Source organism: Amycolatopsis sp. w19 (genome assembly GCF_051373225.1).
GTDB lineage: Bacteria > Actinomycetota > Actinomycetes > Mycobacteriales > Pseudonocardiaceae > Amycolatopsis > Amycolatopsis japonica.
In genome coordinates this window covers 164,735-185,976 of record NZ_JBPQFM010000013.1, presented here as the reverse complement: position 1 = coordinate 185,976, position 21,242 = coordinate 164,735, and the positions used below count along the sequence as shown (strand labels likewise).

Sequence of the window (21,242 nt, the reverse complement as noted above, 5' to 3'; positions counted from 1 at the left end):
GAATACGCCGATCAGGAGCACGGCGTAGAGCAAGTCGGCCACTAGGCACCTCTCAGGACAGGTCACCCCATCGGCGACCAGGACCCCGCAACACTGCGCCAGGTCACGGCGCTTCCGGCCTCGGACTGACGGCCTCTTGATGCCCCGATCGGGTGCCTTTACGACTTCTTGATGCCCGGTGACGTGCCCCACAGACCGTGACGCACTGCGGACGGAGCGTGCAATTCGGGCAGACAAGCCGCACGAAGCGTGTTACACCAGTGTTACGGATAGTTGTATGTGCTAACTAATCACCAGGAGGTAGCGATGTGCGGAATCGCAGGGTGGGTCTCCTACGGCACGGACCTGACACAGCGTCGCGAGATCGTCGACGCGATGACCGAGACGATGGCGTGCCGCGGACCGGACGACTCGGGCACCTGGGTCCGGCCGAACGTCGCGCTGGGCCACCGGCGGCTGGCGATCATCGACCTGCCGGGCGGCAGGCAGCCGATGGCCGAGGCCGGGCTGGCCGCGATGGTCTACAGCGGTGAGGCGTACAACTTCACCGAGCTGCGCGAGGAACTTCTCAAGCGGGGCCACAAGTTCGAGACCGACAGCGACACCGAGGTCGTGCTCCACGGCTATCTGGAGTGGGGCGACGAGGTCGTCGACCATCTCAACGGCATGTACGCCTTCGCGATCTGGGACGAGCGCGACGAGAAGCTCGTGATGATCCGCGACCGCATGGGTATCAAGCCGTTCTACTACTACCCGACCTCGGGCGGCGTCCTCTTCGGTTCCGAGCCGAAGGCGATCCTCGCGAATCCCTTGGCGCGCAAGGTGGTCGACACCGACGGTCTGCGCGAACTGATGTCCATGACCAAAACCCCGGGCTGGTCGCTGTGGAAGGGCATGCACGAGGTCGGCCCGGGCACGATCGTCACGGTCGACCGCTCCGGGATCCGCACGCGGACGTACTGGAAGCTCGACGCGAAGCAGCACACGGACGACCAGGAGACCACGGTCGAGCGGGTTCGCGAGCTGATGACCGACATCGTGCACCGTCAGCTGATCGCCGACGTGCCCCGCTGCGTCCTGCTTTCGGGTGGGCTCGACTCCAGCGCCGTCACCGGTCTCGCCGCGGCGCGGCTGGCCGAACAGGGCGAGCGGCTGCGCACGTTCTCCGTCGATTTCCAGGGCCAGGAGGAGAACTTCAAACCGGACGAGGTGCGCGACACCCCGGACTCGCCCTTCATCCGCGACGTCGCGCAGCTGGTCGGCTCCGACCACAAGGACGTCGTGCTGAACCCGGCCGAGCTCAGCGACCCGGAGGTCCGCCGCAAGGTGCTGGCCGCGCGGGACATCCCGGCCGGGCTCGGCGACATGGACACGTCGCTGTACCTGCTGTTCAAGGCGATCCGCGCGGAGTCGACGGTGGCGCTGTCCGGTGAATCCGCCGACGAGGTCTTCGGCGGCTACCGCTGGTTCCACGACGAGGCCGCGGTGAACTCGGGGACGTTCCCCTGGCTCGCCTTCCGGATGGGGCTCACCAGTGAGCGCGGCGCCCTCCTGCGCGGTGAGGTCCAGAAGAAGCTGGACCTGCCCGGCTACATCGCCGACCAGTACGCCACCGCCGTCGCGCAGGTCGAGCACCTCGACGGCGAAAGCGAGCAGGACCGCAAGATGCGCACGGTCTGCAACCTGCACCTGAGCCGGTTCGTGCGGATGCTGCTGGACCGCAAGGACCGGGCGTCGATGGCGGTCGGGCTCGAAGTGCGAGTGCCCTTCTGCGACCACCGCCTCGTCGAGTACGTCTACAACACGCCTTGGTCGCTGAAGACGTTCGACGGCAGGGAGAAGAGCCTGCTGCGGCACGCGACCGAACACGTGCTCCCGGCCTCGGTGCGGGACCGGGTCAAGAGCCCGTATCCGTCCACTCAGGACCCCGGCTACGCGGCGGCGTTGCAGCAGCAGGCCAAGGAGGCCCTGACCGAACGGGACAACCCGGTGTTCGAGCTGGTCGACCGCGACTGGCTGCACCGGGTGTCCGAAGTGGACCCGGCGACGATGTCCTCGGCCCAGCGCTCCGGGATCGACCGGGCGCTGGACCTCTACCACTGGTTCGACCTGTACCGGCCCGAACTGCAGCTGGACTGAGGTCTCGGTCCGCCGCCGTCTCAGCGACGGCGGCGGACCGTGCCCCCTGCCGCGACACCCCCGAGCACCGCGGTCGCGGCGAGCAGAATGCCCGCCTCGGTCCACTGGAACCGCCAGAACCGGCCGGCGGGCTGGTAGACGGTGAAGTCCCGGTAGCCCGCCGCCTCGACACAGGCGTTCATCCCCTTGCCGCGAGGACATTCGGGCACCTCGTCGAGCAGGCGCAGCTCCCGGCCGTCCGGCGCGACCCGGCCCGCCCGCACGATCAACCCGTCCTTTGTGGAGGGATCGACGCCGACCGTCCGGACCGGCTCGGCGTAGTGCGGCCGCAACAGCATCAGGGTGATCGAGGCCGCGACGAACACCGCGGCCGTGATCGCGATGGCGGGCAAGGTCTTGCGCACCAGCACCCCCGCCGCGGTACCGAGGACGAACGCGAACAACCACCACGCGGCGGGCGCGACGCCGACAGCACCGAAGTACGACGTCTCGTTCAGCGTCTCCGCCTTGCCGGGAAAGATTTCCAGCCACCGGCCGAACATCTGTCCCGAAGCGAGCCCGGCGAGCGCCGCGGCCACCGCGAGGACGCCGAACTTGGCGGCCAGCCAGCGCCCGCGGCTCACCGACTGCGTCCAGACGAGCTGATACGTGCCGCGTTCGTATTCCTTGGCGAGCAACGGCGCGCCCCAGAAGACACCCGCCAGCAACGGGACGAACGGCAGGATCACGATCAGCGGGTAGACCTTCTGGTAGAGGTCTTCCAGCCCCGCGTCGTACTCGCGGCAGGGCACGCCGCCGCCGTAGCAGTACGAGGCGATCTTGCCGCTCGCCGAGCCGAGTGCGGCTTGTCCGGACAGGAGCAGGATCCCGCCGATCACGGCGAGGAACCCGAGGGTGACGAGCAGCTGGGTGCGGTGCTGCCGCCAGGTGAGCCAAAGCAACGAGAGTGCCTTTCTAGGAGCGGCGAAGGTCGCGTGTCGTCTGCCTGGACACGCGTGTCGTCCGTCTGATCACGTGTGTCGTCCGTCTGATCACGCGTGTCGTCCCTGCAGTCACGCGAAACCGCCCGACCGGCAAGACGCGAAGGGGCCCATCACCGCATCAGACGCAGCGAAAGCCCCCTTCAGCCCAGCTGACGAATACGCCACCTTTGCCTTACCACTTTTTAGGAGCGGCGACGGACGGCGAAGGTCGCGGCGACGGCGAGCAGCAGCGAGAACCCCGTCAGGATCGCGGCTTCGGTCCATTGGAAACGCCAGTACCAGTCCTGCGGCAGGACCTTGAGCGCGGTGATCTCCCCGGCGGCGTCCCTGATCATCTCCACGACCCGGCCGACGGGCTCCTTGCCGAGCGGGACGAGTTCGGGTTCCGCGTAGCCGTCACGGACGTTGCTCAGGCCGATCATCAGGCCGACGGCCACCGCGATGGTGACGGCGATGGCGGGCAGGGTCTTGCGGATGAGCGCGCCCGCGGCGGTACCGAGCACGAACCCGAAGAGCCACCACGCGCCGGGCGCGACGCCGGTCATCGTGAACAGGACCGGGTTGTCGAAGCGGCTGGTGAAGGCGATGTCGCCGCGATCGGTGGGGAAGGCCTCCACCCAGCGCTGCATCATCGCGCCGAACGCGAGCCCGCCGAGGGTGGCGAGGACGGCGAGGAAACCCAGCTTCACGCCGAGCCAGCGGAACCGCGAGATCGACTGGATCCAGGCGAGTTTCGTCGTGCCGCGCTCGTATTCGGCCGCGACGAGCGGGGCGCCCCAGAAGACACCGATCGCCACCGGGACGACCTGGAGCCAGGAGAGATAGGTGTACAGATCCTTGAAGAGTTTCGCCGGATCCGGGCTGTCCGCGGCGGCGTTCCCGTTGACCAGCAACAGGATCCCGACGGCGGCGAGCAGACCGGCCGTGATCAGCAGCTGCATCCGGTGCTGGCGGTAGGTGAGCCAGAACATCGTTCCCCCTTACGCCGAAGCCAGTGTCGGGCGAGGCAGGCTCGCGGATTCGGGGCGCCGCAGGTACGCGAGCACCAGTTCTTCGAGGTTCGCCGGTCGTTCGCTCCACTGTGGACCGAGCGGAACCGGCTCGGTGCGGGCGAACACGGTCGCCTGCCTCCCGGCGCGGGCTTCGTCGACGACCGTGACGCGCTTGGCCAGCGCGTCGGCCTCCTCCACCGGTCCGGTGAGCGTGCGGTGCCCGGCGACGAGTTCGTCGATGTCGCCGCTGACCTGGACGCGGCCACCGTTGAGGACGATCAGCCAGTCGCACGTGTTCTCCAGGTCGGAGACGACGTGGGACGAGAGCAGCACGGTCATGCCGGTTTCGGCGACCGCCTCCATCAGCCCGCGCATGACCTCGTGACGGGCCAGCGGGTCGAGGTTCGCGAGCGGCTCGTCGAGTACCAGCAGGTCCGGGCGTTTCGCGAGCGCGAGGGTGAGCGCGACCTGCGCTCGCTGCCCGCCGGACAGCTTGCCGACCTTGTGGTTCAAGGCGAGCCCGAGCGAATCGATGCGCTTGAGCGCGAACTCGTCGTCCCAGCCCGGGTTGAGGCGCCTGCCGAACTTGAGCATCTCGGCGATGCTGAAGCCCGGGTACAACGGCTTGTCCTGCGCGAGGAAGGCGGCGGTTCCCTGGATCGAGACCGAGCCGAGGGTCGCGTCGAGCAGCCCGACGGCCAGGTGGAGGAAGGTCGTCTTGCCGGCGCCGTTGGGCCCGACCAGTGCGACGACCCGTCCTTTCGGGACGGAGAGGGAGCAGTCGCGCAGCGCCCACTTGCGGCGATAGCGCTTGGCGAGGCCGGTCGCCTCGAGGTCGGGTTTCTCAGTCACGCGGTCCGCTCCCCTCGAAAGCCGTCGACCACCACGGAGGTGAACAGCGCCTCGACGTCTTCCTGATCCAGCCCCGATTCCCGCGCGTCGCGGACCCAAGCCCCCAGGCTTTTCCGCAACCGCGTGCGCTCCGCGAACGAAGCGCCTCCGAGCGTCTTCTGAACGAAGGTGCCGAGGCCCGGCTTCCCTTCGACGAGCCCTTCGCGCTCCAGTTCGCGATAGGCCTTGAGGACGGTGTTGGGGTTGATCGCCAGCTCGGCGACCACCTCCTTCGCCGTCGGCAGCCGGTCCCCCGGCTCCAGCAATCCCAGGCGCAGGGCGTTCTTGACCTGCTGGACGAGCTGGACGTACGTCGCGACGCCCGAGCCCTTGTCCAGGTGGAAGGTGACCACTGGCAACACCCTTTCACTAATTAAGTAGTGAAAGGGTGCAGGCAGGCGTCCGCGCCTGTCAAGTGATCACGTGGAAAAGACGTGAAGGCCCCCTTGAGGGACTCTGGATCCCTCAAGGGGGCCTTCACGGAAAACCCCAGCCCCAGTCAAGAAGAAGTGCCAGTTCGACGACACGGGGGAAGACGTCGAGCTGGCACTACCCCCAACCCCCACCGCCGTCAGATGGCGGTGCCTGTGCAAGTTGAAGGTGCCCACCGTCGTACCGGAACCGAATGGGGGGTCCTGCCCGTCTGGTTGGTTGGGCACGGTTCCGGCGACGGGTCCTCGGTGGACACCTGGCAAGGATCACGCCGTCCGGATGCAGGGCGCTTGCACTACGCTTGCAGGCTCTGACGAGGGTGAGCGGAGGTGGCCGGGTGGAGTTCCGCGTCCTCGGCGCCGTCGAGGCGTGGGCCGGTGGCGTTCCGGTCGATCTCGGCTCGCCCAAACAACGGCTCGTGCTGGCGGTCCTGCTGCTGGAAGCGGGCAAGCCGGTGCCGCGCGACCGGATCATCGACCTGCTCTGGCCCGAAGAACCGCCCGCCAGTGCGCGGAACACCGTGCAAGCGCTGGTGTCGAGGCTGCGTGCGGTGTTCCGCGGCGCGGGCGGGCCGGAGATCGTCTCCGAGGGGACCCGGTACCTGCTCAAGGTCGACGCGCGCCAGGTCGACCTGCACCGCTTCACCGAACTGACGGCGCAAGCCCGCGACGCCGACGACGAGACGGCCGTGGAACTCCTGGACGAGGCCCTCGGCCTGTGGCGCGGCGACGCGTTGTCCGACGTGGTGAGCGGCGAGGTCGCGCAACGGCTCCGCGGCGGCGTGCACGAGGCACGCTGGACGGCGCTGGAGGATCGGGCCGAGGCGCAGCTGCGGCTCGGGCGCGGCAGGCAGGTCCTCGCCGAGCTGACCGAACTGGTCGCCGCGCATCCCCTGCGGCAGCGGTTCGTCGGGCAGCTCATGCTCGCGCTGCACCGCGAAGGCCGCACCGACGACGCCCTCGAAGCCTTCCGCGCCTTGCGGGACCGGCTCGGCTCCGAGCTGGGGCTCGACCCGTCCCCGGAGCTGCGGCGACTGGAAACCGCCATCCTCGGCGCCGATCCTGCGCTGGAACCGGCGACCAGGGCCGAGCCGGTCCGCCCCGCCCAGCTGCCGCACGACGTCCGCGGGTTCGCCGGGCGCGCGGCCGAACTGGAGCGGCTCGACGAGGCGACCCGGCACGCGGGCGAGGGCACCGACATCTGGGTCATCAGCGGGACCGCAGGGGTCGGCAAGACCGCGCTCGCGGTCCGGTGGGCCCACCACGTCCGCGACGCTTTCCCCGACGGCCAGCTCTATCTCGACCTGCGCGGTTTCGATCCCGACCACGAACCGCTCACCCCGGCCGTCGCGCTCACCCAGCTCCTGCAGGCGCTCGGCACCGCGCCCAAGGCGATCCCGCCGGACATCGACACGCGGGCCGCGTTGCTCCGTTCCCTCCTCGCCGACCGGCGGGTGCTCCTGGTGCTGGACAACGTGCGCGACAGCGGACAGGTGCTGCCGCTGCTGCCGCCGTCGGGCACCGTCCTGGTCACCAGCCGCCAACGGCTCGGCGACCTCATCGCCCGCACCGGCGCCCGCGCGCTCCCGCTGTCCGTACTGCCCGCCGAGGACGCGCGGCATCTGCTGGAGGCCGTGCTCGGCAGCGAGACCGTCGCCGCCGAGGAAGGCGCGGCCGCGGAACTGGCCCGGCTGTGCGGGCATCTCCCGCTCGCCCTCCGGATCGCGGCGGCCAACCTCGGCGCGAGCGGCGAACCCGAGATCGCCGAACTCGCCCGCGAGCTGGCCGGTGGCGACCCGCTGGCGGAACTGACCGTCGACGGCGCCGAGGAAAGTGCAGTGACCACGGCGTTCGGCGTCTCCTACCGGGCGCTTCCCGAGGAGCATCGCGAGCTGTTCCGCCGTCTCGCGCTCGTCCCCGGACAGACGTTCACCGCCCCCGCCGCCCAGGCGCTGACCGGCGTTCCGCATTCGAAGGCGAACCAGCAGCTCAAGGCGCTGGCGGCGGCGCATCTGGTCGAGCGCTACACGCCGGGTCGCTACCGGTTCCACGATCTTCTCCGCAGTTTCGCGGCGGGCCGCACGCTGTCGGAGGACACGAAGGCCGAACGGGAGGCCGCGGAGAGGCGGCTCTTCGAGAGCTACCTGACCACGGCCGACGCCGCGGGCCGCGCCCTCATCCCGCATTTCCTGCGCCTGCCGCGCGAAGAACCGGCGGACGCACCCTTCGCCGACACCGACGAGGCGCTGGCGTGGCTCGACGCCGAGTGGCCGAACCTCGCCGCCGCCGTCGAGCACAGCGCCGAACACGGCCCGGCCGAGTTCTCGTGGCATCTCGCCGACGCGCTCCGCGCCTTCTTCCACCAGCGCGGTCATCACGCGGAATGGATCGACACGGCCTCGACGGCGCTCAAGGCCGCCCGCCGCAGCGAAGCCGGGCAGGCACAAGCCGCGATGCACCTGAGCATCGCGCTCGCCTGCGTCAACAGCGGCCGCTACGACGAAGCGCGCGAGCACCTCACCAGCGCCCTGCGCGGCGACCTCCTCGACGGCTGGGACGCCGGCCGCGCGGCCGTGCTCAACAACCTGAGCGCGGTGCACCAGCGGCTCGGCGACCCGCAGGAGGCCATCCGCTGCGGGCTGGAATCCCTGCGGCTGTGCGAAGAACTGAACATGCCCGCCGTCTCGATGGCGCTGGCGAACCTCGGTTTTCCGTACTGGCAGACGGGTCAGCTCGACGAGGCGCTCGCCAACTTCACCCGCGCGCTGGCGGTCTCCGAACGGGACGGCGCGCGGTTCAGCGTCGCGGTGCTGCTGGTCGACCTCGGCAACGTGCACCGTGACCTCGGCCTTCCCGACGACGCCTACGACTTCTACACCCGCGCCCTCGCGGCCAACCGCGAACTGGGCTACACCTACGGCGAGGCGACCGCGCTGTCCGGCAGGGCCGTCCTCGAAAGCAGGCGCGACCCGAGCGAACAGAACCGCACGGACGCGCTCGAAGCCGTCGAACTCACCCGCAAGATCGGCGACCGGGGCACCGAAGCCTGGACGCTCGTCGGGCTCGGCGAGGTCTGCCTGCGGCTCGGCCAGCCCGAGGAGGCGGCCGAGCACTACCGGCTCGCGTTGTCCATCGCGCGGACGACCAGTTTCTTCTGGTGTGAGGCCGCCGCGCGGACCGGGCTCGCGGAAACCCTGCTGAAACTGGGGAAGCTCACGGAAGCCCGGACACACGGTGAGCTGGCCCTCGAACTCGCCGCGCGCTCCGGCTACCGGCTCGTCGAAGAACGCGCGAAGCTGATCCTGGACGAGCTTTAGCTCAGGCAGGACAAACGTGGGCGGAGTGGTGTGGGCTGAAGGCTCCCTTCACCGAGTCTGACGCGACGAAAGGAGCCTTCGCCCCCGGTTGGCTACGGGGAGCGGCGGTTCGGTCGCAGGTGCCGCCTCGTGAGTGTTTCGGGTCGTTAGAACGACCCGAAACACTCACGACCCGGCGTGCCCTGGTCCTGGGCACTCCGCCTGTCAAGACACATCCGACCTTCGGCTCTAGCTCTTCGTCCCGGACGACTTCACGCTGCCGGCGATCGCCGCCGCGACCGCCGCGAGGACACTGAAGACGATCATCAGCGCCATCGCGGTGCTGTCGCCGTCGTCGAAGCTGAAGAGCCACTTGACCTGGCTGCTCAAGGGCGTGCCCCAGACGAGCGGCATCCCCACGAACACGGCCACCACGTAGAACACGCAAAACCCGAACAGCGTCCACACACCGGGAATCCTGCGAGCGAACGTGAATCCCCCCGCGACCACCAGCACGACAGCGGACAGGGTGCCGCTGACCATGTTCTGCACCGTGATACCCGACAAGCCTCCGTTCGCCTCCGTGGCGACGAAGACGTTGTAGAGCGCGAACCAGACGAGCATGGCGGCGGCGAGCAGCGCCAGGACACCGGCGATCATCGCCGCCGGGGCGTTGGCCCGCGGCTTGGGCCGTGCCGCCGGAATCGGTCCGGCGGCCATCGGCGGCTGACCGTACTGAGGAAAGCCGGGCCCCGGTGGATTCGGCTGCATCCGCTCTCGCTCTCCTCGCGCGTTCGGTCCCTGTCGTTCGCGACCACCCTAGCGATCTGGACGGTTCGGTGGTGGCCGATGGCAGGAAGCTGTCGAGGTTCGGAACGGATCTTCATACATTGCCAAGTACATGAAGGGGACCTTCACTGCGCTGGGCTCCAGGGTCCCGGCAAAGTCGCATAAGTGCCGGCCAGTACCACTCTCGGCGAACGGCGGATGACAGGAGGTTCACCCTGTTTCCGTCCACAAAGGACACCGAAAGTCGGGTAAATGTCCGTTTGATTCTTATTTGTACGGTTTCCGAGTGGGGTCGTGAGTGGCGATTGTCGTTAGAACGACCAAAAACACTCACGACCACCCCGAACGTCCAAACCGGGCAAGACCGCCTTGGCAGTGTCCCCTGTGGACGGTCGAGCAATGTGGGGATCAAGCCCCCTGGTCGCCGCTTGACCAGCGCTTATGCGACTTTGCCGGGACCCTGGCGCTAGGCGCAACGAAGGGGGCCTTCCGGACCGTTGGAGGGACTACGCAATCGGCGGTTTCGCGTGACTGGATGGACGACACGCGTGCCTGGGCGGACGACTCGTGGCGACGACCGTGTCTCAGACGCGGACCTCCTCAACCCGCACCGGGCGGCGTTCGCGGCGCGAGACCTCGCACGCTTCGGCGATGTAGAACGCCTCCAGCGCATCAGCCGCACCGCACGGGCTCGGCGCGCGACCGGCGGCGACGTCGAGGAACGCTTTCAACTCGCTGACGTACGCGGGGCGGAAGCGTTCCATGAACCCGGGGTACGCCGGGCCGGGCAACGGCTGGACACCGGGTTCGACCGAGGTCAGCGGCGCTCGGTCGTCCAGGCCCACGACGACGTTGCCCGCCGAGCCGAGTACTTCCAGCCGGACGTCGTAGCCCGCGCCGTTGTAGCGCGTCAGCGAAACCACCGCGAGCGTTCCGTCGTCCAGCGTCAGGGTCGCGGCCGCGGTGTCGACGTCGCCGGCGTCGACGAAGAAGCGCTCGCCCTTGTTCGTCCCCACGGCGTAGACCTCGACGACCTCGCGGCCGCTCACGAAGCGGACGACGTCGAAGTCGTGCACACCGCAGTCGCGGAACAGGCCGCCGGAGTGCGCGACGTACTCGGCGGGAGGTGGTGCCGGGTCGAGCGTGGTCGCGCGCAAGGTGTGCAGCCAGCCGAGGTCGCCCGAAGTCACTGCCGCGCGTGCGGCCGCGTAGCCCGCGTCGAACCGGCGCTGGAAACCGATCTGCACCGGGACGTCGGCCCCGGAGATCTTGTCGATCACCGCGAGTGTTCCCGGGATGTCGGCGGCGACCGGTTTCTCGCAGAACACGGGGATCCCCGCGTCCACGGCCGTGAGGATCAGCTCCGGATGCGCGTCCGTCGCCGCGGCGATCACCAGTCCGTCCAAAGAGGACGCGAACAGCGAAGGGATGTCCGCCGCCGCTTCGACGCCGAGTTTCGCCGCGGCGGCCTGGGCGCGGGCGGCGTCGACGTCGGCGACGACCACGGACGAAACCTCGTCGAAGCTCTTCAAGGTCTCGGCGTGCGAAGTGCCGATCCGGCCGGTGCCGGCGAGTCCCAACCTCATGTGGTTACCTTTCTGGAGCGGCGGTGGTCGATCGGACCACCAGCGACGGGTGCAGCAGATGGCGGACCGGTTCGGCGCGTTCACCCCGGATCCGTTCGAGCAGTGCTTCGACGGCCAGCCTGCCCATCTCCGTACGCGGCTGGTCCACAGTGGTCAGTGACAGATGGCGCAGCGCGGCGAGCGAGGTGTTGTCGTAGCCGACCACGGAAACGTCTTCCGGCACGCGCAGGCCCACTTCTTCCAACGCGGAGATCGCGCCGACGGCGTTGAAGTCGTTGCCCGCCACCAGCGCGGTCGGCATTCCGCCTTCCGGAGGATCGCCGATCAGTTCGTGCACGGCCTTCTCCCCCGCGGTGTCGGTGTGCTCGCTGTGCACGATGACCGGATGCAGCCGATGCCGGCGCATGGCCTGCAGGTATCCCCGGCGCCGGGCCGCCGCGCCGGCGGCGAGCCCACCGTCCAGATGGGCGATCCTTTTATGCCCCAAGGAAACCAGGTGATCAACGGCTAGGGAGGAACCGGCCTCGCCGTCGTCGTTCACCGTGTCCACGCCCGCCGCGCGCGATGTCCGCGACACCAGGACGACGGGACTTTGCGCGGCGGCCTCCTCGATCGCCGACGCGGGGACCACCGGCGACAGCAGGATCACCCCGGCAGGCCGGAAGGACAGCAGGCTCTTCAGCGCGGCACGCTCCCGGGCGGGACTCCGGCCGCCGGTGTTGAGGATCAGATGGAACCCTGCCGCTTCGGCCGCCGCGTCGAGCCCCTCGACGACGTCGGCGAAGAACGCGTTGCGGAGATCGGAGACCATTACACCGAGGACCGTCGACGTCCGGCTCGCCAGCGACCTGGCCATCGCGTGCGGCTCGTAACCCAGTTCGTGCGCCGCGCACAGCACGCGTGTGCGGCGCTCGTCCGAGACGTTCGGCGCGTTCCGCATCACCAGCGACACGAGCGCACGGGACACCCCCGCTTTCGCGGCGACATCCTCCATCGTCGGTCGCGCCATTTCCCTCGTCCCCCTGCCCTTGACTTTACTGTGACGGACGCTACATGATTAGAGCGCTCTAATCAATAGAGCGCTCTAAACCCCGATCCCCGGAGGCCGCCGATGACCGTCACGACACCCCGGATCCGCGTCGCCGCCGCCCCGATCTCTTGGGGCGTATGCGAAGTCCCCGGCTGGGGCCGTGTGCTCGACGCGGGGACCGTACTGGGCGAAATGGCGGAGCTGGGAGTGCGCGCCACCGAGCTCGGCCCGCCCGGATACCTGCCGCGAGACCCGGCCGAGCTGCGCGAACGACTCAACGGCCACCGGCTCGAACTGGTCGGCGGCTTCCTCGCCGTCGTCCTGCACGAGAATCCCGAAGCCGCGCTGGCGGAGGCCGAAGAATCCGCCGCGTTGTTCGCCGCCTGCGGTGGCGGCATGCTCGTGCTCGCCGCCGCGACCGGGCTCGACGGTTACGACGATCGGCCGGAGCTGAGCGACGCCGAATGGGCGACCCTCGTGAAAACCTCCGGCGAGATCAAGGAAATCGCCGCGCGGCACGGCCTCCGCACCGTGCTGCACCCGCATGTGGGGACGCATGTGGAGACCGAGCGGGAGGTCGAGCGTTTCCTCGCCGACTCCGATCTCCCGCTGTGCCTGGACACCGGGCACCTCCTGATCGGCGGGACCGATCCGGTCGCGCTGGCGAAACGCCATCCCGGGCGGGTCGGGCACCTGCACCTCAAGGACGTGCGTGGCGAACTCGCCGAAGACGTCCGCGCCGGAAGGCTTCCCTACGCCGAAGCGGTGGGCAAAGGTCTGTATGTCCCCTTGGGCGACGGGGACGTCGACATCGAAACGATGGTCAGGTCCGTCCACGAGGCGGGCTACGACGGGTGGTACGTGCTCGAACAGGACACCGCGCTGAGCGAGGGGAGCCCGGAGGATCTGCCGAAGCGGGACGTTGCCAGGAGCCTGGCGCATCTCGACGGAATCGTCAGCCGGCTCCCGGCTGCCAGGTAACGGAAGAAGCGAGGAGAGACGACGATGTCCCATCGCTTGAAGAAATGGCGGCGCAACAGTGCTTGCGAAGAGGAACCCAAACGGGAACCCGCTCTGTCAAAGCAAATCCGGTCGCGGGTTCCCAAGACGACACTGAAAAAGGTCTTGGTGGTCGTGGCGGGGCTGCTGCTCCTGTCCGCGTGCACCGGGCCGAAGGCCGAGGAGAAACCCGCCGCCGGCGCGGGCCCGGCGACGACACAGCCCAGCGGGCCGCTGCGGGTGGCGGTCATCTCGCACGGCACCGCCGGTGACGCGTTCTGGAACGTGGTCAAGAACGGCGCCGAAGAGGCGGGCAGGCAGCTCGACGTCCAGGTCGAATACAACTCGGACGGAGACCCCGGCAACCAGGCCAAGCTGATCGACAACGCGGTCGCCCAGCGGGTCGGCGGGCTCGTGGTGTCGATGGCGAACCCGGAGGCGCTCAAGACCTCGATCGAGAACGCGGTCCGCGCCGGGATCCCGGTCATCACCATCAACTCCGGTGAGGACAAGAGCGCGGCGTACGGCGCGCTCACCCATGTCGGGCAGAACGAGACCATCGCGGGTGAGGAGGCCGGGAAGAAGTTCCGGGAGCTCGGCAAGAAGAAGCTGCTTTGCGTGGTCCACGAAGCGGGCAACGTCGGGCAGGCGCAACGCTGCGACGGCGCCAAGACCGGCTTCGCGGGCGACGTGCAGACCCTGCAGGTCGACATCAGCAACCCCACCGACGCCGAATCCCGGATCAGGGGCGCGGTGCAGACCGACTCCTCCCTCGACGCCGTCCTGACGCTGAACTCGCAGGTCGCCGCCCGTGCGGTGAGCGCGATCAAGGCGGTCGGCTCGAAGGCCCAGGTCGGCACGTTCGACCTCAACACCGACGTGGTCGGCGCGATCAAGGCGGGCGACGTGGTCTTCGCGGTCGATCAGCAGCAGTACGAGCAGGGCTATCTGCCGGTGCAGTTCCTCAAGCTCTACCGGGACAACGCGAACGTCGTCGGCGGCGGGAAGCCGGTGCTCACCGGGCCCGACCTGGTCGACAAATCCACTGTGGACACCGTCGGCCAGTACGTGCAAAGGGGCACGCGATGACAAGCACCACCCTCGACGAACGGATCGCGAAACCGCGGCTGATGGACAGGCTGGTCGTCCGGCCCGAGATCGGCGCGCTGCTCGGCGCCGTCGTCGTCTTCCTGTTCTTCACCGTCGTCACCGACCAGTTCTTCAGCGGCAGCGGCGTGGCGACCTGGCTGGACGACGCCTCGACGCTCGGCATCATGGCGGTCGCGGTGTCCCTGCTGATGATCGGCGGCGAGTTCGACCTCTCCGCCGGCGTCATGACGGCGTCCACCGCGCTCGTCACCGCGACACTGGCGACGCAGGCGGGCTGGAACGTCTGGCTCGCGCTGTTCGCTTCGCTGGTCTTCGCCCTCGCGGTCGGCGCGTTCAACGGCTGGCTGGTGATGCGCACCGGGTTGCCCAGTTTTATCGTCACCCTGGGCACCTTCCTTGCCTTGCAAGGTCTCAACCTCGGCGTCACCAGGCTGGTCACCGGTACCGTCCAGGTGTCCGGGATGCGCTCGACCGACGGCTACGAGTCCGCCGGTTTCGTCTTCGCGTCCACTGTGGACATCGGGGGCACGGCGTTCCAGATCTCGATCCTCTGGTGGATCGGGTTCGCCGTGCTGGCGGCCTGGCTGCTGGTGAGGACCCGCTTCGGCAACTGGATCTTCGCCGTCGGCGGCTCCGCGCAGAGTTCCCGCGCGGTCGGGGTGCCGGTGGTGCGCACCAAGATCATGCTGTTCATGACCACCTCGCTCGCCGCGTGGCTGGTCGGCTCGATCAACATCCTGCGGTTCGCGAGTGTCCAGGCGAACCAGGGCATCGGGCTGGAGTTCCAGTACATCATCGCGGCCGTGATCGGCGGCTGCCTGCTGACCGGCGGGTTCGGTTCGGCGATCGGCGCCGCGATCGGCGCGCTGATCTTCGGTATGGCGCGGCAGGGCATCGTGTTCGCCCGCTGGGACAGCGACTGGTTCATGCTGTTCCTCGGGGTGATGCTGCTGTCCGCGGTCCTGGTCAACAACGCCTTCCGGCGGCGAGCGGAAAGGGTCCGGCGATGAGTCGTCTCCTCGAGGTGAAGGACGTCGGCAAGACCTACGGCAGCGTGATCGCGCTGCGCGACGTCTCCACCGTGGTCAACGCGGGCGAGGTCACCTGCGTGCTCGGCGACAACGGCGCCGGGAAGTCCACGCTGATCAAGATCCTGGCCGGAGTCCATCAACACGACAGGGGCGAGTTCCTGGTCGAGGGCGAGCCGGTCAAGTTCGCCTCGCCGCGTGAAGCGCTCGATCGCGGCATCGCGACGGTGTACCAGGATCTCGCGGTCGTCCCGCTGATGAGCGTGTGGCGGAACTTCTTCCTCGGCTCCGAGCCGACGGTGGGTTTCGGCCCGTTCCGCGCGCTGGACCGGAAGAAGGGCCGCGAGACGACCAAGAAGGCGTTGTCCGACATGGGCATCGACCTGCGCGACGTCGAGCAGCCGGTCGGCACGCTCTCCGGCGGCGAGCGGCAGTGCGTCGCCATCGCGCGGGCCGTGTACTTCGGCGCGAAGGTGCTGATCCTCGACGAGCCGACGGCCGCGCTGGGCGTCAAGCAGGCGGGGGTCGTGCTCAAGTACGTCGCGCAGGCCCGTGACCGCGGGCTCGGCGTCGTGCTGATCACGCACAACCCGCATCACGCCTATCCGGTGGCCGATCGCTTCCTGCTGCTCAAACGGGGCGTTTCGCTCGGCGCCTACGAGAAGTCCGAGATCGACCTGGCGGAGCTGACCAGGCAGATGGCGGGCGGCGCGGAACTGGAAGCCCTGGAACACGAATTGCGAGCCGCGGAGTCCCCTTCATGACCGTTCTCGAAGCACTGACCGTCGGCCGGGTCGGGGTGGACCTCTACCCCGAGCAGAGCGGCGTGCCGCTGGCCGGGGTCAGCACCTTCGCCAAATCGCTCGGCGGCACCGCGACCAACGTCGCGGTCGCCGCCGCGCGGCTCGGCCGCTCGACGTCGGTGCTGACGAAGGTCGGCCCGGACGGCTTCGGCGAGTACGTGCGGCAGGCGCTGCGGGAGTTCGGTGTCTCCCCCGCGCACGTCGGGACGTCGGAAGGGTTGCAGACGCCGGTGGTGTTCTGCTCGCTGGACCCGCCCGCGGATCCGCCGCTGCTGTTCTACCGGTCGCCGATCGCCCCGGATCTGACCATCGGCGAACACGATGTGCCCTGGGACGTCGTGGAATCCGTTCCCCTGCTGTGGGTCACCGGGACCGGTGTCTCGGTCGAACCGGCGCGCTCCACCCAGCGCCGGATGCTCGAACGGCGCGGCCGCCGGTCGCATACCGTGCTGGACCTCGACTTCCGGCCGATGTTCTGGCCGGACACCGCGACGGCACGCGCGGAGATCGGTTGGATGCTCGACCACGTCACGGTCGCGGTCGGCAACCGCGCCGAGGCGGAGGTCGCCGTCGGCACGGCGGATCCCGACGAGGCCGCGTCCCGGATGCTGGCCAGGGGTGTCGAACTGGCGGTGATCAAGAAGGGCGCGGAGGGTGTGCTGGTGGCGACCGTCGAGGGCCGTTGGACGGTGCCGCCCCAGCGGGTCGAAGTCGTCTGCGGGCTCGGCGCCGGGGACGGTTTCGGCGGCGCGCTGATCCACGGCCTGCTCTCCGGCTGGGATCCGGTGCGCATCGCCACCTACGCCAACGCGGCGGGCGCGCTCGTCGCCTCCCGGCTCGCCTGCGCCGACGCCATGCCCACCGCCGACGAGATCGAGGAGTTGCTGTGAGCAAGCTGCACCGTCCACTCGGGACGCTTTCGGACGAGCGGGATCCGGTCCGGCTCACCCCGGACTCGGCGGGCTGGACCTACAGCGGTCTGCGGGTTCTCTCGCTGGCCGCCGGGGAAACCCGGCTGGTGCGCACCGGCGAATACGAAGCGTTCGTCCTGCCGCTGGCGGGATCGTGCACGGTCCGGGTCGACGGGCAGGTCTTCGAGCTGGCGGGGCGGGATTCGGTGTTCACCCGCGTCACGGATTTCGCCTATGTTCCGCGCGACGCCGAAGTCGAGTTGTCGACAGCGGCGGGGATCGAGGTCGCGCTGCCGATGGCCCGCTGCGGCCGCCGTCTCGAAGCGCGCTACGGACCGGCCGAAAACGTGCCGGTGGAGGTGCGCGGGGCGGGCCAGGCGACCAGGCAGGTCACCAACTTCGGTGTGCCTGGCGTCTGGGACCACGCGGACAAGCTGAACGCGTGCGAGCTGATCACCCCGGGCGGCAACTGGTCGTCGTACCCGCCGCACAAACACGACGAGGTGTCCGAATGCGAAGTGGTCAACGAGGAGATCTACTACTTCCGCATCGCCGGCCGCGACGGGGTGACCCCTTCCCGCGAAGGGTTCGGCCTGCACCGGACGTACACCTCCGACAGTGAGCTGGACGAGGACGTCGCGGTCCGGGACGGGGACGTCTTCCTGATCCCGCGCGGCTTTCACGGTCCTTGCGTCGCAGCGCCGGGCTACCCGATGTACTACCTGAACGTCCTGGCCGGGCCCGCCGACGAGCGGTCGATGGCGTTCTGCGACGACCCCGCGCACGGCTGGGTCCGCGACACCTGGGACGACCAGGAGCTCGACCCGCGCTGCCCGGTCACGAGCCATGAAGGGCGGGTCTCATGAAGCTGACCACGGCACAGGCCCTGGTGCGCTGGCTGCTCGCGCAGCGGTCGGAAACCCTGGACGGGCGGGAAGTCCCGTTGTTCCCCGGCGTGTTCGCGATCTTCGGGCACGGCAACGTCCTCGGTCTCGGCACCGCGCTGGAGGAGCACCGCGACGAGCTCCCCGTATGGCGCGGGCAGACCGAGCAGGGCATGGCGCTCGCGGCGGTCGGCTACGCCAAGGCGACACATCGGCGCCAGGTGGGCGTGGTGACGTCGTCGATCGGGCCCGGCGCGCTGAACATGGTCACCGCGGCCGGGGTCGCGCACGCGAACCGGCTGCCGGTCCTGCTGCTCCCCGGCGACACCTTCACCAGCCGCGCCCCCGATCCCGTGCTCCAGCAGGTGGAGCATTTCGGTGATCCGACGGCCACGGTCAACGACGCCTTCCGCGCGGTGAGCCGGTACTTCGACCGGATCACCCGGCCGGAGCAGCTGCTCTCGACGTTGCCGCAGGTCGTCAGGGTGCTGACCGATCCGGCGGACGCGGGGCCGGTGACGCTGGCGCTCCCCCAGGACGTCCAGGCGGAGACCTACGACTTCCCGGAAGCGTTGTTCGCGCCGGTGACCCATCGCCCGCAGCGGCCGCGGCCCGATCGCCGGGCGCTCACCGAAGCGGCGGGCGTGCTGCGGGCCGCGCGGAAACCGTTGCTGGTACTCGGCGGTGGCGTCCGGTATTCCGGCGCGGGTGAGCGTGCGCTGGCCTTCGCCGGGCGGCACGGTATCCCGGTCACCGAAACCACGGCGGGACGCACGCTCGTCCCGCACGGCCATCCCCTGCACGCCGGTCCGCTCGGCGTCACGGGCTCGGCCTCGGCGAACGTGCTCGCCGCCGAGGCCGACGTCGTGCTGGCCGTCGGCACGCGGTTGCAGGACTTCACCACGGCGTCCTGGACGGTGTTCTCCCCCGATGTCCGGCTGATCACCTTGAACGCCGCCCGGTTCGACGCCGTCAAGCACGGCGCGCTGGCCGTCGTGAGCGATGCTGACGCGGGTCTCGTGGATCTGTCGGCCCAGCTCGAAAACTGGCGAGTCGATCCACTGTGGACAGAGCGAGCCGCGGCGGAGAGAAGCCGTTGGGACACGCATATCGACACCCTGCGCGCAGTTTCCGGCGAAGTGCCGACGTATGCCCAGGTCGTCGGCGCGGTCAACGATCTCTCCGAGCCGCACGACTACGTGATGACCGCTTCCGGCGGGATGCCGGGCGAACTCATCGGCGGCTGGCGCGGATCGGGCTCGATCGGCATGGACGTCGAGTACGGGTTCTCCTGCATGGGTTACGAGCTCGCTGGCGCGTGGGGTGCGGCGATGGCGCATACCGAGGGCCTGGTCACCACGATGCTCGGCGACGGTTCGTACCTGATGCTGAACTCGGAACTGTTCTCGGCCGCCTTCGCCGGGCATCCTTTCGTGGCGGTGGTCTGCGACAACGACGGTTACGCGGTCATCGCGCGGCTGCAGGAGGGGCAGGGCGGCAAACCGTTCAACAACCTCCTCGGAGACTGCCGGAGCGCGCACGCCACTCCCCCTCGGGTCGACTTCGCGCGGCACGCGGAGTCGCTGGGGTGCGCGGTGTTCCCGGCGTCCACTGTGGACGACGTGCGCGCGTCCTACGCGAAGGCACGGGAAGCCGCGGTGGCCGAAAAGCGACCGGCGGTGGTCGTGGTGCGGACCCGGCCGGACTCGTGGACCGAGGCCGGTGCCTGGTGGGAAGTCGGCGTTCCGGAACACCTCTCGGGAAGGGAGGGAATCGAGCGCGGCAAGGCAGCGCAGGTGCGGTACCTGTCCGACCGCATTTAGAGGACTAAATGCGGTCGGTGAAGCTGGCGAAGTAGCCGGCCGCCATGTCTTCGTCGCCGTGTCCGGCCTCGGACGCGCGCGCGAAACGGGCTCGCCCGGCTTCTACGGCGTCCATCCGGACGCCGGCGCGGGCCGCGGCGGCCAGCACCAGCCGGGCGTCCTTCTCGGCGTTGTCGACCGAGAAGGCGGTGGTGTAGTCGTCGTTGAGGATCGCGGCGGATTTGGCCTGGAAGTAGCCGTTGTCCATCGGGCCGCCGGTGACCACGTCGACGAAGTGCCGCGGGTCGACACCGAGCCCTTCGGCCAGCGCGAGCGCCTCGCCGACGCCGTGGGTCAGCGCGATCACCCAGGTGTTCAGCACCAGCTTGAGCCTGCTCGCCGCGCCGGTGCGGCCGTCTTCGCCGACCCACAGCGTGCGCTTGCCGATCGCGTCGAACAGCGGCTGGACGGTCTCGCGAACGTCGGCCGCGCCCGCCGCCAGCACGATCAACTGGCCCTGTTCGGCGGGCTGGCGGGTGCCCTGCACCGGCGCGTCGACGAAGACGAGACCCTGCTCGTCGGCGTACTCGACCAGATCCTCGACGGCGTCGCCGACGGTGCTGAGCTGCACCCAGATCGTGCCCGCGGCGGGGGCGGCCGCGCGGATCGTCTCCAGCACCGCCTGGCCGTCCGTGAGGACCGTGATCACGACACGCGCGCCTTCGACGGCTTCCGCGGCGTTCCCGGCGACCTCGACACCATGCTCGGAGAGGGCTTCGGCCTTGGCCGCGGTGCGGTTCCAGGCCCGGACCGCGAACCCGGCCTTGCTCAGGTTGCGCGCGACCGGGGCGCCGATGATTCCGGTGCCGAGCACCGCGACGGTCTCCGTCATGAGTTGCCTGCTCCTTGCCGATAGTGGAATGCTCGTTAAAGAACTCGAGTAAAAGAAATCCGTGTGAGCGCGGGGGTTCTGTCACGAAACCTGGAACATCACAACGCCTGGATGGTGGTTTCGACTACTTGGATGAGCGCCTGCCTGTCGGCGGTCTTGCCCAGCACTCGCAGGCCGTACATCGCGGTGAGGGTGAACCGTGCCAACGCCCGCGGATCGCCGCCGATCTCACCCTGCTCCCGCGCGGCGGCGAACTCGGCGTGGAACGCGTTCTCCACCCGCTCGAAGTTGTGGCGGACCCGGGCGGTGACCTCGTCGTCGATGCCGCCGAGTTCGAGGGCGGCGTTGACCGCCAGGCAGCCACGATGCGCGTCGGACGGGTCCAGCTCGTCGTCGACGACGTCCATCAGGACACGTCTGATCCGTGCCCGGATGGTCCCCGGCGCGGCCAGCATCTCCTCGACCCTGGTCGAGGACGTCTCCTCGTAGCGCCGAAGCGCCTGGCTGAACAGCTGCTGCTTGCCCGAAAAAGTGTTGTACAGGCTGCCCCGCCCGAGCCCGGTGCCGTCGACCAGGTCCTGGGCCGACGTGGCGGCGTATCCCTTGCGCCAGAACGCGCCGACCGCGGCGTCGAGCACCTCGGTGGGATCGAAACCCTTGGGGCGGGGCATACCGT

General features: G+C 69.2%; 18 protein-coding genes. 9 read left to right on the top strand and 9 right to left on the bottom strand.

Annotation, left to right across the window (positions count from 1 at the left end):
- The first annotated feature begins 306 nt into the window (after positions 1-306).
- Entirely contained in the window at positions 307-2,139 is a 1,833-nt protein-coding gene (gene asnB, locus ACSMFO_RS24915; RefSeq protein WP_436460690.1) for an asparagine synthase (glutamine-hydrolyzing), read from the top strand.
- Between the two features lie 20 nt (positions 2,140-2,159).
- Here asnB and ACSMFO_RS24910 read toward each other — a convergent pair whose 3' ends face one another.
- From ACSMFO_RS24910 to ACSMFO_RS24895, 4 genes are all read right to left on the bottom strand, one after another.
- Positions 2,160-3,080, bottom strand: a complete 921-nt coding sequence (locus ACSMFO_RS24910) for an ABC transporter permease subunit (RefSeq protein ID WP_436460689.1) — start codon at positions 3,078-3,080, stop codon at positions 2,160-2,162.
- Positions 3,081-3,304: 224 nt separating this feature from the next.
- On the bottom strand, positions 3,305-4,093 hold the full coding sequence (locus tag ACSMFO_RS24905) for an ABC transporter permease (RefSeq protein ID WP_436460688.1): 789 nt from the start codon (positions 4,091-4,093) through the stop codon (positions 3,305-3,307).
- Positions 4,094-4,102: 9 nt separating this feature from the next.
- Positions 4,103-4,966: an ABC transporter ATP-binding protein gene (locus ACSMFO_RS24900; RefSeq protein ID WP_436460687.1), complete on the bottom strand. Its 864-nt coding sequence runs from the start codon at positions 4,964-4,966 to the stop codon at positions 4,103-4,105.
- Positions 4,963-5,358, bottom strand: a complete 396-nt coding sequence (locus tag ACSMFO_RS24895; RefSeq protein WP_016336295.1) for a GntR family transcriptional regulator — start codon at positions 5,356-5,358, stop codon at positions 4,963-4,965. Before ACSMFO_RS24895 ends, ACSMFO_RS24900 begins: the two co-directional genes overlap by 4 nt.
- A gap of 416 nt (positions 5,359-5,774) precedes the next feature.
- Between ACSMFO_RS24895 and ACSMFO_RS24890 the strand changes: the two genes are divergently transcribed.
- Positions 5,775-8,753: a BTAD domain-containing putative transcriptional regulator gene (locus tag ACSMFO_RS24890; RefSeq protein WP_436460686.1), complete on the top strand. Its 2,979-nt coding sequence runs from the start codon at positions 5,775-5,777 to the stop codon at positions 8,751-8,753.
- A gap of 228 nt (positions 8,754-8,981) precedes the next feature.
- Here ACSMFO_RS24890 and ACSMFO_RS24885 read toward each other — a convergent pair whose 3' ends face one another.
- From ACSMFO_RS24885 to ACSMFO_RS24875, 3 genes are all read right to left on the bottom strand, one after another.
- Positions 8,982-9,503, bottom strand: coding sequence for a hypothetical protein (locus ACSMFO_RS24885; protein WP_436460685.1), 522 nt, complete (start codon positions 9,501-9,503; stop codon positions 8,982-8,984).
- A 602-nt stretch (positions 9,504-10,105) separates the two neighbouring features.
- On the bottom strand, positions 10,106-11,107 hold the full coding sequence (locus ACSMFO_RS24880) for a Gfo/Idh/MocA family protein (protein ID WP_436460684.1): 1,002 nt from the start codon (positions 11,105-11,107) through the stop codon (positions 10,106-10,108).
- A 4-nt stretch (positions 11,108-11,111) separates the two neighbouring features.
- A complete protein-coding gene (locus ACSMFO_RS24875) occupies positions 11,112-12,116 on the bottom strand; it encodes a LacI family DNA-binding transcriptional regulator (RefSeq protein WP_436460683.1) in 1,005 nt (334 codons plus the stop codon).
- Between the two features lie 102 nt (positions 12,117-12,218).
- Here ACSMFO_RS24875 and ACSMFO_RS24870 point away from each other — a divergent pair, with 102 nt between their 5' ends.
- From ACSMFO_RS24870 to iolD, 7 genes are all read left to right on the top strand, one after another.
- Complete coding sequence (locus ACSMFO_RS24870; protein ID WP_436460682.1) at positions 12,219-13,118, top strand: sugar phosphate isomerase/epimerase family protein; 900 nt, start codon at positions 12,219-12,221, stop codon at positions 13,116-13,118.
- Between the two features lie 147 nt (positions 13,119-13,265).
- Positions 13,266-14,225, top strand: a complete 960-nt coding sequence (locus ACSMFO_RS24865; RefSeq protein ID WP_436460727.1) for a sugar ABC transporter substrate-binding protein — start codon at positions 13,266-13,268, stop codon at positions 14,223-14,225.
- Positions 14,222-15,256 (top strand): ABC transporter permease, encoded by a 1,035-nt coding sequence (locus tag ACSMFO_RS24860; RefSeq protein WP_436460681.1) that lies wholly within the window; start codon positions 14,222-14,224, stop codon positions 15,254-15,256. Before ACSMFO_RS24865 ends, ACSMFO_RS24860 begins: the two co-directional genes overlap by 4 nt.
- Positions 15,253-16,038, top strand: a complete 786-nt coding sequence (locus ACSMFO_RS24855; protein WP_038509737.1) for an ATP-binding cassette domain-containing protein — start codon at positions 15,253-15,255, stop codon at positions 16,036-16,038. Before ACSMFO_RS24860 ends, ACSMFO_RS24855 begins: the two co-directional genes overlap by 4 nt.
- Complete coding sequence (gene iolC / locus ACSMFO_RS24850) at positions 16,035-16,967, top strand: 5-dehydro-2-deoxygluconokinase (RefSeq protein ID WP_038509734.1); 933 nt, start codon at positions 16,035-16,037, stop codon at positions 16,965-16,967. Before ACSMFO_RS24855 ends, iolC begins: the two co-directional genes overlap by 4 nt.
- Complete coding sequence (iolB, locus tag ACSMFO_RS24845) at positions 16,964-17,854, top strand: 5-deoxy-glucuronate isomerase (protein ID WP_038509732.1); 891 nt, start codon at positions 16,964-16,966, stop codon at positions 17,852-17,854. The genes iolC and iolB overlap by 4 nt, the downstream gene beginning before the upstream one ends.
- A complete protein-coding gene (iolD, locus tag ACSMFO_RS24840) occupies positions 17,851-19,695 on the top strand; it encodes a 3D-(3,5/4)-trihydroxycyclohexane-1,2-dione acylhydrolase (decyclizing) (RefSeq protein WP_436460680.1) in 1,845 nt (614 codons plus the stop codon). The genes iolB and iolD overlap by 4 nt, the downstream gene beginning before the upstream one ends.
- A 4-nt stretch (positions 19,696-19,699) precedes the next feature.
- On the opposite strand, the gene ACSMFO_RS24835 is transcribed toward iolD, so the two are convergent.
- Both ACSMFO_RS24835 and ACSMFO_RS24830 read right to left on the bottom strand, forming a co-directional pair.
- A complete protein-coding gene (locus ACSMFO_RS24835; protein WP_436460726.1) occupies positions 19,700-20,596 on the bottom strand; it encodes an NAD(P)-dependent oxidoreductase in 897 nt (298 codons plus the stop codon).
- A gap of 68 nt (positions 20,597-20,664) precedes the next feature.
- Complete coding sequence (locus ACSMFO_RS24830) at positions 20,665-21,237, bottom strand: TetR/AcrR family transcriptional regulator (RefSeq protein ID WP_436460679.1); 573 nt, start codon at positions 21,235-21,237, stop codon at positions 20,665-20,667.
- Positions 21,238-21,242 lie beyond the last annotated feature (5 nt).

Coding starts and splice junctions, on each gene's coding strand:
- asnB (WP_436460690.1), top strand. CDS start 307: ATGTGCGGAATCGCAGGGTGGGTCTCCTACGGCACGGACCTGACACAG.
- ACSMFO_RS24905 (WP_436460688.1), bottom strand. CDS start 4,093: ATGTTCTGGCTCACCTACCGCCAGCACCGGATGCAGCTGCTGATCACG.
- ACSMFO_RS24885 (WP_436460685.1), bottom strand. CDS start 9,503: ATGCAGCCGAATCCACCGGGGCCCGGCTTTCCTCAGTACGGTCAGCCG.
- ACSMFO_RS24880 (WP_436460684.1), bottom strand. CDS start 11,107: ATGAGGTTGGGACTCGCCGGCACCGGCCGGATCGGCACTTCGCACGCC.
- ACSMFO_RS24875 (WP_436460683.1), bottom strand. CDS start 12,116: ATGGCGCGACCGACGATGGAGGATGTCGCCGCGAAAGCGGGGGTGTCC.
- ACSMFO_RS24870 (WP_436460682.1), top strand. CDS start 12,219: ATGACCGTCACGACACCCCGGATCCGCGTCGCCGCCGCCCCGATCTCT.
- ACSMFO_RS24860 (WP_436460681.1), top strand. CDS start 14,222: ATGACAAGCACCACCCTCGACGAACGGATCGCGAAACCGCGGCTGATG.
- ACSMFO_RS24855 (WP_038509737.1), top strand. CDS start 15,253: ATGAGTCGTCTCCTCGAGGTGAAGGACGTCGGCAAGACCTACGGCAGC.
- iolC (WP_038509734.1), top strand. CDS start 16,035: ATGACCGTTCTCGAAGCACTGACCGTCGGCCGGGTCGGGGTGGACCTC.
- iolD (WP_436460680.1), top strand. CDS start 17,851: ATGAAGCTGACCACGGCACAGGCCCTGGTGCGCTGGCTGCTCGCGCAG.
- ACSMFO_RS24830 (WP_436460679.1), bottom strand. CDS start 21,237: ATGCCCCGCCCCAAGGGTTTCGATCCCACCGAGGTGCTCGACGCCGCG.